The organism is Paenibacillus sp. FSL R5-0519 (assembly GCF_037974275.1).
Taxonomy (GTDB): Bacteria; Bacillota; Bacilli; order Paenibacillales; family Paenibacillaceae; genus Paenibacillus.
Map to the genome: position 1 here is coordinate 2,381,263 of NZ_CP150234.1, position 12,964 is coordinate 2,394,226.

The window sequence follows — 12,964 nt, forward strand, 5'->3', positions numbered from 1 at the left end:
AAATACACTTGATTATGCAGTACATAGGAGCAAAGCGTTGTTGTGTGCAAGTTCATAACAAAACAGGCTTGCAGTCTTCAAGAGGATCAAGCTATGATAGCAGGTATTACGGTTCAGAGGAGTGCTTGTCATGACAGAACAACAACAGGGAGAAATGCGTATAGCTCTGATTCAGGGGGATATCCAGCTCGGAGACCCTGAGGCTAATCATAAACATATGCAGTCGTTGCTTGAACGTGCGGTAGAACAATATCCGGATCTGGGGCTGGCTGTGCTGCCTGAAATGTGGAATACCGGATACGCGTTGACTCAAATTCATGAACTCGCTGACCCGGAAGGCCAGAAATCTCGGGAATGGCTGTCTGCTTTTGCTCAAAAACATCAAATTTCCATCGTTGGCGGTTCCATTGCCGAGAAACGGGATGGTCAAATATACAATACAATGTACGCGTATGATCGTGAAGGAAAACAGGTTACTCGGTACGATAAATTACATTTGTTCCGTCTGATGGACGAGGAGAAATATCTAGAGCCTGGTGCGGAACCTGAAATTTTTGAATTGCAAAATGGTCTTACAGCGGGTGCTTCGATCTGTTACGACATCCGGTTTCCGGAGCTTGCTCGGACCCTTGCTTTAAATGGTGCCAAGGCATTGATTGTACCTGCCGAATGGCCGAATCCTCGTCTGCATCACTGGCGTACGTTGCTTACGGCAAGAGCGATTGAGAATCAGATGTATGTGATCGCCTGTAACCGTGTGGGAAAAGGGGGAGACACCGAGTTTTTCGGACATTCCCTCATCATTGATCCATGGGGTGAGATTGTGGCTGAAGGTGGCGAAGGGGAAGAGATCGTGACCGGAATCATTCGCCCTTCCCTGGTAGATGAGGTTCGCGGACGTATTCCCGTGTTTGAAGACCGTCGACCTGGCGTTTATTTTGGTGATAAATAAAAATTGAAATAAATTCTGCAGAAAAAGTGTTTATTCTTCCAGCCTGCGGGTAATGATAATTATCCCGTTACCAAGGAGATGATCAATCAATGGACAACCATGTGAAAGATACGCTCAGGAGACTGGAACAGGATAACACAAGGGAAGATCACTTAAGGGCATTCTTAGAGAATGGAGCAGGAGGGCTATCACCGCCTGATTCAACTGTTCAGGATGAAGGCCGTGTAATGAATCAGCAAAACAGGCTGACAAGCGATCGTAATTTGCGAAAATAAATCGTCACACATGAAGTTTTCTTATGTACGTTTCTACATTAACATTATAAATTAGCATGAAAGCTAAACAACTTAACAAGCAACATTGTACTCTAACCAGTTACTGTGATTGCGTTGTAAGAACTCAATCCTGCTTATGCGGGAAACGAATATATGACAAAGGCTTGGCCCATTAGGGTCAAGCCTTTGTTTTGGTCTGTGTTATATGTCTCCATACCCCTAGGAGAAATTCCTTAGTCTCCCTTGGACAATTCGGCCACCGTTTGTTGGAACGTATGGATGAATGCTTCGGCTGCCTTCGACAGTACTCTGCCTTGCCGGTAAGCCACAACAAGTGTTCTGCTGGGAGTTGGCTCAGCAAGCGGCACATACACGGGTACGAATTCACTGCGCGGCGCACGGGCAATAAAGCGTGGAACCAGTGTAATCCCCATCCCTGTGGCGACCAGTGACTGAACGGTTTCAATATTTGTGCTCTCGAACACAACCTGGGGATCAAAACCGGCCTGCTCACAGAGATCAAATGTAAGTTTGCGGAAACCCTGTCCTTTTTTCAATACAACAAATGGCTCATCCCGAAGCTCTTCAATGCGCACAGGAAGCGGATTCTCGGGATCTGCCCTGCGTGCCAGAGGGTGATTCGGGGGAACCGCCAGATCAATCCGTTCTTCGCCAATAGTTACATAAGACAAGCTTGGTTCTTGTAAAGGAAGAGATAGCAGGCTCAGATCAGCTTTGCCGCTTGCTGTCAATTTCTCAAGCGTAAGTCCGGAGTCTTCCAACAAGGTAACCTCAATCTCGGGATACGCTTGTTGGAACGCAGGAAGCACGTGTGGGAGCAGATGTGAGCCTGTGATTGGCATGCTGCCCACAACGACTTTCCCTTTGCGAAGCTGGGAGATGTCTGACATTTCCTGACGCAATAGCTCCATGGCATCTACGATCTTCTGGGCTTGCTCCACAAACGTAACACCGGCATGGGTTAACTCCACGGTACTTGTATTACGCTGAAACAGCAGTACGCCCAATTCTTTCTCTAATTTGGATAATTGCTGGCTTAATGAAGGTTGGGCAATATGCAATTTCTCTGCTGCTCGTGAGAAATTGCGTTCAGCCGCTATTTGCAACGTATATTGAAGTTGTCTGAATTCCATTGTCATTGGTCATTCCTTTCGTTATGCCACCATTATATCACTACAGATGAAGAAATCATTAATTTCGCTTAACCGCTTGCACTACATCAGAAGAGTTGATATACTGATTTTGAAAACGCTTAAAAAAACTACTTACCCGGGTAAAACAAAATCAACGTTTTCAAATTGTGACAGCTTCTAGCTTTAGTAAGAATACATTTCAAATGTTCATATTCTTTTTTCGTTCATATAATTGAATAACATTCATCCAACGATGGCGTGTTACTGTTCTGCAGGCAAGACCTAGATTGGGTGGGAAGAGTTTCTTTTTCCTACCCTTTTTAGGTCTTTTTTTGTTCCCATCAAGAAGAAATGGCGGAGGTGTCGTTATGAATTCCAAAAAGCTGGCTCAGGAAATTTTGGAGCATGTAGGTGGAAATAATAACATCAATCAAGTAATTCATTGTTCAACGAGATTACGTTTTACACTTAAAAATTCAAAGTTAGCCAATACAGAAGAGATCAAACGGTTGGATGGAGTTATAGGAGCCGTGGATAGTGGCGGGCAATATCAGGTCATCATTGGTAATGATGTGAGTTATGTATATAACGAACTGGCTCCGTTAGTAAGCTTGGAAAATTCTGGTGATGAGGTTAAGCCTCAGCGGGATTACAGTCCCAAGGGTCTGTTTAATGCCTTTGCCAATATCGTCGCAGGGATCTTCCAACCAATTATTCCGGCTATCGCAGCTTCTGGGATGCTCAAAGCTTTGCTGTTGCTGGCTACCGTTTTCGGGATTATGGCTAAGGAAGATCAGGCTTACGTATTTTTGAACGCGATCGCGGATGCAGGCTTTTATTTCTTGCCCATGCTGCTTGCCTTTTCAAGTGCAAACAAGTTCAAGGCTAATCCATATATAGCTGTATTACTTGGAGGCGTCTTGCTTCATCCGAACATGATTGGTCTTCTGGGTGGAGAGGAACCGGTGAATTTCCTTGGCATGAACGTACCGAATGTCGCTTATGCCACTTCCGTCATCCCGATTATTTTGACCGTTTGGTTCATGTCTTATATCGAACGCTTCGCTGATAAGATATCACCCGGTCCTGTGAAAATATTTTTGAAACCGCTCATTGTGATTCTGATTGTTGCCCCGGTTTCGCTGATTGCACTCGGTCCATTGGGCACATATATCGGTACGGGAATGTCAGAGGGTGTCTTCTGGATACAGGATAAAGTGGGCTGGATAACGGTCGTTATTATGTCGATGTTAATGCCATTTATCGTGATGTTTGGGATGCATAAAGTGTTTTATCCTGTGATCTTTGGAGCAATTGCTTCGCCAGGTTATGAGACTCTGTTCCTCATTTCTATGCTTGCTGCCAATATGGCACAAGGGGGAGGCGCACTTGCAGTAGCTTTCAAATCGAAAGATCCAAAAATGAAACAGATCGCTCTTTCTGCCGGAATTTCCGGTATGTTCGGTATTACTGAACCAGCGATCTATGGCGTGCATCTCCGACTGAAGAAGACCTTTTTGGCTTGTATCATCGGGGCTGGAGCAGCGGGCATGTTCGCGGGCATTGTCAATCTGAAGGCATATACAGCAGTTGGCCCGGGTCTTGCCACATTGCCGATCTTTGTCAGCGATGATCCCAATAATATTTTATATGCGCTGATTACGGTTGCGATTTCTTCCCTTATTGCCTTTGTAGGGGTATTTCTGATCGGATTTCAGGATACCGTATCAAGCCCGGAGCTTGCCAATGCGAGTAAGCCATCAGGTGAGCCAGTTTCTCCAATCCGCATGGATTCTCAGTCGCAAGCTTCGGTTTCAGGACTGAAATCCAAAAAAGTGGTTTTTGCTCCTTTGGAAGGTAATGTACTGCCTCTAAGAGAGGTGAAGGACGAAGCCTTCTCACAAGAGGCCATGGGACAAGGTATGGCGATTCAGCCAAGTGTTGGAAAGGTGTTTGCCCCGTTTGATGGAACCGTTGAGACGGTGTTCCGAACCAAACATTCCATCGGTCTGAGATCGGTAGAAGGGGTAGAACTTCTGATTCATGTCGGATTGGATACGGTGAAACTGAAAGGCCAGCATTTTGATGTGAAAGTGAACGAAGGTGAACAGATCTCTCATGGTCAGCTCCTGATCGAATTTGATCTTGAAGCCATACAAGCCGCAGGTTATGACACCACAACCCCTGTAATTGTGACGAATTCCTCGGATTATCTGGAGGTACTGGGTAATGAATCTGCAGCGATGACTGGACCGGGGAAACCATTAATTACAGTGTTATAACCCGCTGAAATATGAATGAAAGGCAGGCAGCCTGATATGGAAGTCGTAAAAGTACTGAATTCGAGCATTGTTCTCGCCAGACGTGGTGAGGATGACAAGGAAATTATTGTGATGGGAAAGGGCATCGGCTACAGGAACAAACCGGGAGATGTCGTGAGTGAGGATGAGATCGAGAAGATCTATGTCCTTGAAAATGAAACGATCTCTTCAGATCTCACCGCTCTGATGAAGGAAACGCCAAAAGAATATCTGATTCTGGCTGACGAAATCATCTCCTATGCCAAACATACATTGTCCCGCCATCTGAGTGATCATCTCTATGTCGCATTAACAGATCACCTGTATATGGCCATGAAGCGATTCAAGGACAAAATGACGATCCAGAACCGAATGCTGTGGGAAGTGAAAAAATTCTATCCGCAGGAGTTCAGTATCGGGTTGCATGGCCTGTCTCTCATTCAAAAACAGCTCGGGCTCTCCCTGCCTGAAGAGGAAGCGGCGAATATTGCCTTTCATCTCGTTAATGCTCAGCAGAATGATGACAATATGAATCAGGTCATGATGATGACCAATACAGTCAAGGATGTACTCAATATTATTAAAATTTACTACCAAGTGGAGCTGGATACACACAGCATCAATTATTCACGCTTTTTAACCCATTTGCAGTTCTTCATTCAACGGCTCTTTGAGCATAAAACGTTAAACACGCAGGATCATGAGCTCTTTGTGCAGATTGCGAATAAATACCCGCAGGAAGAAGCCTGCGTACTGCTGATTAAGGATTATATTGAAGCCCGGTTTGAACATACGATCTCCAATGAAGAGATGCTGTATTTGATTATTCATATCAATCGAGTCATGAGTCGTAATTAAGCAAGAATTCAAGAGTCAAAGAGATAATCCAAGGAGGAATACACAATGACTAATACAACAAGAACGTTTCCAGAAGATTTTCTATGGGGAGGGGCAATAGCTGCCAATCAGGCGGAAGGAGCCTGGAATGTGGACGGTAAAGGTCTATCAACAGCTGACATTGCTATCTATCGAAAAGGTGTAGCCAAGAGTGAGTATAAGAAGCATAATGCCATTAATGAAGAACAGATCAAGACTGCGATGGAGTCTACCTCGGATAGAGAATATCCGAAACGCAGAGGCATTGATTTCTACCACCGCTACGAGGAGGATCTGGCCCTGTTTGGGGAGATGGGTCTCAAAACGTTGCGTCTATCTATTGCGTGGACTCGAATTTTCCCAAATGGCAACGAAACAGAGCCGAATGAAGCCGGTTTGCAGTTCTATGACCGAGTTATTGATGGCATGCTGAAACAAGGGATTGAACCATTGATTACGTTGTCCCATTACGAGATGCCGATGTATTTGGTGAATCACCACGGTGGATGGACGGATCGGAAAGTTGTCGATTATTTTGTTCACTTTTGCAAAACTGTGTTCACCCGTTATAAAGAAAAAGTGAAGTATTGGATTACATTTAATGAAATTGACAGCATTGTTCGTCATCCGTTTACTAGTGGCGGCATTGTTCCAGAGCGTTTTGAAAATGTGGAGCAGGCCGTATATCAGGGGTTACATCATCAATTTGTAGCAAGTGCGCTCGCAGTGAAATACTGTCATGAGATCATTCCCGGTTCCCAGATCGGATGTATGCTTACCAAACTGACGACGTATGCTTACACATGTAATCCCGAAGACGTACTCGTTGCTTCCCGGGATAATCAATTCAATCTTATGTTTACGGACGTCCAGGTGCGGGGAGCATATCCGTATTTTACGAAAAGATTTTTTGCCGAAAAAGGGATTAACCTGGATATGCTTGAGGGGGATGAAGAGATTCTGAAAGTACACACTGTGGACTTTATCTCATTCAGTTATTATATGTCCCTGGTATCAAGTGTGGATGGCGACCGATTGGAGCAGGTGAGTGGCAATACAACTGGAGGGGTGAAGAACCCGTATCTGCAAACGAATGATTGGGGCTGGCAGATTGACCCGGTAGGTCTGCGCATCTCACTGAATGAACTGTATAGCCGTTACGAGGTACCTTTGTTCATCGTTGAAAATGGAATTGGGGCGGTAGACACGATTGAAGCGGATGGTAGCATTCAGGATGATTATCGTATTGATTATTTCCGCTCTCACATTGAACAGATGCATGAGGCGATTCTGGATGGTGTTGAACTACTGGGCTATACCAGTTGGGGAGTGATTGATCTGATTAGTTATTCTTCTTCAGAGATGGAGAAACGATATGGCTTTATTTATGTAGATCAGGATAATGACGGCAATGGAACACTGGAGAGAAAACGCAAGAAGAGTTTCTATTGGTACAAAGATGTGATTGCGAATAACGGTCTGTAATACAGTAGTCGGACAAGTACTCTCTATTAGAAGGCGTTGATATGATCCTTTTCATTTCATAACAGAAACTAGCAAAGCAGCTCTGGATTCAGGGCTGTTTTTTCTTGTTCTAGATAAAAAACATTGACAGCGACGAAGCGGGAACGTACTATAAGACTTACATGATAATGATAATTGTTATCAATTGAAACCTCTGCGATGAGCAGTGGTTTATTTGTCTTTCTCTCATTATAGGTTAAACCTATTACATCTATAGATATTATATCTTGGAACAATGAAGGACAGGGTGATATATTTATGTCATTCAAGAGCTTCACTTTTAAAGGAAACAGAGGCTCTTCCAAGGACCGAACTTATAATGAGGTGAAAATGATGAGTAAAAAAACGATGTTTGAGAAAATTTGGGAAAACCACGTGATTCATCAAGAAGAAGGCAAACCAAGCATTCTGTATATCGATCTGCATCTGGTGCACGAAGTAACATCTCCGCAGGCATTTGAAGGACTTCGTCTGAGCGGACGTAAAGTTCGTCGCCCTGAGCTGACATTTGCAACAATGGACCACAACGTTCCAACCAAAGACCGCTTCAACATTACAGATCCAATCTCCAAACAACAAATTGATACTCTTTCGCAAAACTGCCGTGATTTCGGCGTGAAGTTGTATGATCTGGACACCATTGATCAAGGCGTTGTGCACGTTATGGGACCTGAACTCGGTCTGACTCACCCAGGTAAAACGATTGTATGTGGTGATAGTCATACATCCACACACGGTGCATTTGGTGCACTAGCATTCGGAATCGGAACAAGTGAAGTTGAGCACGTTATGGCAACTCAATGTTTGCAACAAGCGAAAGCTAAAACGATGGAAGTTCGTTTTGTCGGTAAACGTAACCCGGGTGTAACCGCGAAGGATATGATCCTCGCAGTCATCGCCAAATACGGTACAGACTTTGCAACAGGTTATGTTATTGAGTACACAGGCGAATCCATCCGTGAGTTGAGCATGGAAGAGCGTATGACGGTCTGCAATATGTCCATCGAAGGTGGAGCAAGAGCAGGATTGATCGCTCCGGACGAAACAACATTCGAATATCTGCGTGGACGTGAATACGTACCAGCGGGTGCGAAGTTTGATGAAGCTGTAGCAGGTTGGAAACAGCTTGTAACAGATGAAGGTGCGGAGTTTGACCATGTGGTTGAAATCGATGTGGAAACATTGATCCCGCAAGTAACTTGGGGAACAAGCCCAGGTATGGGAACCGATATTTCTTCGAAAGTTCCTGTTCCGGCTGAATTGCCTACAGAAAACGAACGCAAAGCGGCTGAAAAAGCGCTTGAATATATGGGACTTGAACCGGGAACACCAATCGCCGAAATTCCAATTGATTATGTATTTATCGGTTCTTGCACGAATGGTCGGATCGAAGATCTGCGTGCAGCAGCAAAAGTGGCTAAAGGTCACACGGTATCCAGTCAGGTTACAGCAATTGTTGTACCAGGTTCAGGACGTGTTAAAATTCAGGCTGAGCAAGAAGGTTTGGATAAAATCTTTACAGAAGCCGGATTCGAATGGCGTGATGCGGGATGTAGCATGTGTCTGGCGATGAACCCGGATGTATTGAAGCCAGGACAACGTTGTGCTTCGACATCCAACCGTAACTTTGAAGGACGTCAAGGACGCGGAGGACGTACACATCTGGTATCTCCGGCAATGGCAGCAGCAGCAGCGGTTAAGGGTCACTTTGTGGACGTACGGGACTGGAACTTCAAAACGGAAGCAGCGATCTAATCTATAACAGACAGAAGGGAGAACGTTTAATATGGAAGAATTCAAAACATTACAAGGCATCGTTGCACCGGTAGACCGGGTCAATGTAGATACAGACGCAATCATTCCGAAACAGTTCCTGAAACGGATTGAACGTACGGGATTTGGACAATTTTTGTTCTACGAATGGCGTTTTGATGAAGAGGGTAACAATAATGCCTCCTTCGAAATGAACAAACCTCGTTATGAAGGGGCATCCATCCTGATCTCACGTGCCAACTTTGGCTGTGGATCTTCCCGTGAGCATGCGCCATGGGCAATTATGGACTATGGATTCCGTTGTGTCATCGCTCCATCTTTTGCAGATATCTTCTATAATAACTGCTTTAAGAACGGGATCTTGCCAATCAAGTTGTCAGAAGAGCAAGTGGAAGACTTGTTCCAACGTACAGCGACACATGAAGGCTATGAGATGAATGTAAATCTGGAAAACAAAACGATTACCGATGCATACGGACTGCATATCGATTTTGATCTGGATGAGCATCGTCGTCAATTCCTTTTGCAAGGACTGGACGATATTGGTCTCACTCTTCAACATGATGACGAAATCGCTGCGTATGAGCAACGCCATGCGGCTAAACTATTCGGTTAATCGCTAGATTAGCGTACAGCAGAAAGCTTCTGTCTCGCCAAAGGAACCTTGTTTCCTATGGATGAGACAGAAGCTTTTTTTATAATTTCAGAAGCTAAAATATCTTAATGAATCCTCTATACATAGAACTCCCGATCTCTCTCGATTGAATACTTCAACATGTAATATCTTCAATATATGACATCATTGATACGGAATCGATGTACATTCATGTAAAAGAGAGGATGTTTTTGAATGTGACCTGCTTTTTTTATCTTATTTCCGACTGAATATGACAACGTTGTAACCGGATGAAGGGACAATATCTGATAAACTGATTAGTAGATTATGGAAGGTTACATAGCGCCATTGATGTTACGCTGCAGAGAATCAGGTCGGATGTTCAAAAGACAAAAAGAATGGTGGATGAGGTATGAAAAAATGGTCCGCAGCAGTCGTTTTTCTTCTGTTCCTATGTTTATTTCCAGTCATGGCCCATGCAGACACCACTCCCTCGATTGTACTCGACGGTGTAACCATTAACCAGCAGACAGGAGCACCTGCCGAAAATATCGGAAAGACGGTCATGGTTCCGATTCGAATTGTATCGGAGAATCTGGGTTATAAGGTGAAGTGGGAGAAGGCAACTCAGTCAGTTCAGGTTCAAAAAGGAAACAGCACAATTCAAATGACGGCTGGCAAAGATGCAGCTACAGTGAATGGAAACGTGGTGAATCTGGATTCGCCTCCACTGATCAAACAGGGAACGACACTTGTTCCGTTACGTTTTGTCGGGGAAGGCATGGGTCTGCGTGTTGGTTGGGACAATGGAACCAAGACAGTAAGCCTATTTAGTATTCCTCCTGTAGTCGGAACGGAAGGTGACAGTGACCCCGTCGAGGCTCCAGTCCCGGATGGTCTGACAGAGCTTCAAGGGATCACCTTCAGTGGAGATCGGTTGATTGTAGCAACAAATGGAAATATCAGTCCCAAAGTATCCAGTATAGGCGGGCCAGACCGTATTATAGTTGATCTGCCTTCAGCCACATTTTCTCAGGAATTCATTCAGGGACAAGCCTCTAACGTGGATGGCAGTGGACAGATTCTCGTTACGGATTCATCATTCGTTTCGAAAGTCCGGTATGCCATGTTTAGTAAATCGCCTTCCACCGTGCGTGTCGTTCTGGATCTGAGTCAGACGGCTACTGCCAAATGGTCTATTGGAGATAACAATGTCTTGCTTGTTGACCTGACAGCTACAAGTGGAGAACCCACAAGCCAACCGGCATTACCTACGAATGATGGCAAAACCATTGTGGTCATTGATCCCGGACATGGTGGTCGTCAATCCGGCGCAGTAAGTTTGTCTGGAGCTTATGAGAAGGATTTCAATCTGGCTGTAGGGCTGAAGGTACAGGCTATCCTTCAACAATACCCAAATATCCAAACGGTCATTACACGCCAGGATGACACAGAGCTTTCACTCAAACAGCGAGTGGATATTGCTGAATTGAATCAGGCAGATGTTTTTGTGTCCATTCATGGAAACAAATTCACCACACCCGTGCCAAACGGGATTGAAACGCTATATAGTCGCAAAGAAAGCAAGACTTTGGCTGATACTCTTCACAAATATGTGTTGCCGGTAACCGGACTCAAGGATCGTGGGGTTAAAACGGCTAGTCTACATGTGACCCGTGAAACAACCATGCCTGCTGTGTTGCTTGAATTAGGTTTTTTAAGTAACCCCACAGATGAAGCAGTCATGTTCACAGAAGAATACCAGGACAAATGTGCACAGGCGATTGTGGACGGAATTGTTGAATTTTTGGGACTGTAAAGTGAATTGTGCGCAAATATGAAGGCTAGGCTAGTACGTTGTTTAGAGATGTATATTTGATAAATAAGGAAAAAATAAGACATTAAAATGTAAAAAAAGCTTGATCTGACAACGTTTTTTTTCTGTTATGTTGGAATATATTCGCAACTTTTGAGAGCGAGGGGCGTCTAATAGGTGTCTGGTAATGCCCAAACGGTCAGTCGGAGTTGGAAAATGACAACATGCGGCAAAAAAATATGAGAATGGTAGGGGTGAAGGATGAAGAAGTTCGGTTTTTTGGTACTGTTATTTGTCTTTGGGCTCGTATTCCCGGGCTATAGTCATGCAGCAACAGACACGAAAATTATCCTAGACGGAAAAGAAATCGTACAGCCATCGGATACGAAGGCGGAAATTATCAACAGCAAGGTGATGGTTCCGATCCGGGTTGTGTCCGAAAATCTTGGGTATAGCGTGGAGTGGAAGCAGCAAACGCAAACGGTGACTATCAGCAAAGACAACACTGCCATGCAGATGATTGTTGGACAGAAGACGGCAACGGTGAACGGCAGTAACGTAAACCTGGATGCCCCGCCACTCGTTAAAAATGGTACTACGCTCGTACCTCTCCGATTTATTGGTGAGGAAATGGGTCTTAAGGTGGGTTGGAACAATACCACGAAGACGGTAACATTAGTTACCCAGAATTCAGGTTCCGGAAACGGGACAACCACACCTCCGAACTCTGGCAATGAAGGCGGAGGATCGGATCAGGAAGGTCTTGTACTGGTGAACGGCATCAGCTTCAGCGACAACCGCCTCATGATAGCAACAAGCGGGAGTACGAAGCCGAACGTCTTCACGATGACAGGACCAGATCGAATCGTTATAGACTTGCCGAATACCGCATTTGCTGATTCATTCAGTGAAGGACAGGCTCTAGACAGCAACCAGAATGGACAACTCGTCGTTAGCGGCTATCCGGATGTGTCTAAGATTCGTTACTCGTTATACAGCAACAGTCCATCCACAGTTCGTTTTGTGATCGATCTTTCCAGTTCGAAAGGGTACAGTGTGCAAAATGATTCCGGACTGATCATGATTAACCTCGACAATCAAAGTGGTACACCTGCTCCTCCCGTTGGGAATAATGGCAAAAAAGTTGTCGTTATTGATGCAGGTCACGGAGATCAGGATCCAGGGGCAATTGGTGTAACGGGTAAACGTGAAAAAGACTTCAATCTGGCAATGGCTCTGAAAGTGGAAGCATTGTTGAAAAAAGAATCCAAAATTGACGTTGTGTTAACCCGCAGCGATGATACATTTTTGGCATTAAAAGAACGTGTGAAGATTGCACAAGACATAAAAGCGGACATCTTCATCTCCATTCATGCTAACAGTGGCCCTGCTGCTGCGAACGGTGTAGAGACATTCTATACACGCTCCAACAGCAAAGCACTTGCTACAGTGATGCACAAGTATCTCTTACAGTCTTCCGGACTGAAAGATCGCGGAGTGAAAACGGCAAGTCTCCATGTTACCCGTGAAACGACAATGCCAGCAGTTCTGCTGGAAGGTGGATTCCTTAGCAATAAGAGCGACGAAGCAGCCCTCTTCACGGAAAGTTTCCAGAATAGTGTTGCCAAAGGGATTGTTGCAGGAATCAAGGAGTATCTGGGAATTCAATAAGGGACAA

The 12,964-nt window shown here is 44.8% G+C and carries 10 protein-coding genes; 9 read left to right on the top strand and 1 reads right to left on the bottom strand.

The features are described from left to right. The first annotated feature begins 130 nt into the window (after nucleotides 1–130). On the top strand, nucleotides 131–952 hold the full coding sequence (locus MKY73_RS10950; RefSeq protein ID WP_339307372.1) for a carbon-nitrogen family hydrolase: 822 nt from the start codon (nucleotides 131–133) through the stop codon (nucleotides 950–952). 89 nt (nucleotides 953–1,041) lie between these two features. Then, on the top strand, nucleotides 1,042–1,227 hold the full coding sequence (locus MKY73_RS10955; protein ID WP_017687767.1) for a hypothetical protein: 186 nt from the start codon (nucleotides 1,042–1,044) through the stop codon (nucleotides 1,225–1,227). A 233-nt stretch (nucleotides 1,228–1,460) separates the two neighbouring features. Here the strand turns inward: MKY73_RS10955 and MKY73_RS10960 are convergent, their stop codons facing one another. Continuing rightward, nucleotides 1,461–2,381, bottom strand: a complete 921-nt coding sequence (locus MKY73_RS10960) for a LysR family transcriptional regulator (RefSeq protein WP_253438452.1) — start codon at nucleotides 2,379–2,381, stop codon at nucleotides 1,461–1,463. Between the two features lie 368 nt (nucleotides 2,382–2,749). Between MKY73_RS10960 and MKY73_RS10965 the strand changes: the two genes are divergently transcribed. From MKY73_RS10965 to MKY73_RS10995, 7 genes are all read left to right on the top strand, one after another. Further along, nucleotides 2,750–4,663: a beta-glucoside-specific PTS transporter subunit IIABC gene (locus tag MKY73_RS10965; RefSeq protein ID WP_339307373.1), complete on the top strand. Its 1,914-nt coding sequence runs from the start codon at nucleotides 2,750–2,752 to the stop codon at nucleotides 4,661–4,663. A gap of 36 nt (nucleotides 4,664–4,699) precedes the next feature. Next, nucleotides 4,700–5,539 carry a PRD domain-containing protein gene (locus MKY73_RS10970; protein WP_339307375.1) on the top strand — a complete coding sequence of 280 codons (840 nt, stop codon included), beginning with the start codon at nucleotides 4,700–4,702 and terminating at the stop codon, nucleotides 5,537–5,539. A gap of 45 nt (nucleotides 5,540–5,584) precedes the next feature. Then, complete coding sequence (locus tag MKY73_RS10975) at nucleotides 5,585–7,042, top strand: family 1 glycosylhydrolase (protein WP_339307377.1); 1,458 nt, start codon at nucleotides 5,585–5,587, stop codon at nucleotides 7,040–7,042. Nucleotides 7,043–7,414: 372 nt separating this feature from the next. Continuing rightward, nucleotides 7,415–8,836: a 3-isopropylmalate dehydratase large subunit gene (gene leuC, locus MKY73_RS10980; protein ID WP_339308556.1), complete on the top strand. Its 1,422-nt coding sequence runs from the start codon at nucleotides 7,415–7,417 to the stop codon at nucleotides 8,834–8,836. 31 nt (nucleotides 8,837–8,867) lie between these two features. Continuing rightward, entirely contained in the window at nucleotides 8,868–9,470 is a 603-nt protein-coding gene (leuD, locus tag MKY73_RS10985) for a 3-isopropylmalate dehydratase small subunit (protein WP_091028995.1), read from the top strand. A gap of 412 nt (nucleotides 9,471–9,882) precedes the next feature. Then, nucleotides 9,883–11,289 (top strand): N-acetylmuramoyl-L-alanine amidase family protein, encoded by a 1,407-nt coding sequence (locus tag MKY73_RS10990; protein ID WP_339307379.1) that lies wholly within the window; start codon nucleotides 9,883–9,885, stop codon nucleotides 11,287–11,289. A gap of 258 nt (nucleotides 11,290–11,547) precedes the next feature. Next, nucleotides 11,548–12,957 carry an N-acetylmuramoyl-L-alanine amidase family protein gene (locus tag MKY73_RS10995; protein ID WP_339307381.1) on the top strand — a complete coding sequence of 470 codons (1,410 nt, stop codon included), beginning with the start codon at nucleotides 11,548–11,550 and terminating at the stop codon, nucleotides 12,955–12,957. Nucleotides 12,958–12,964: the final 7 nt, after the last annotated feature.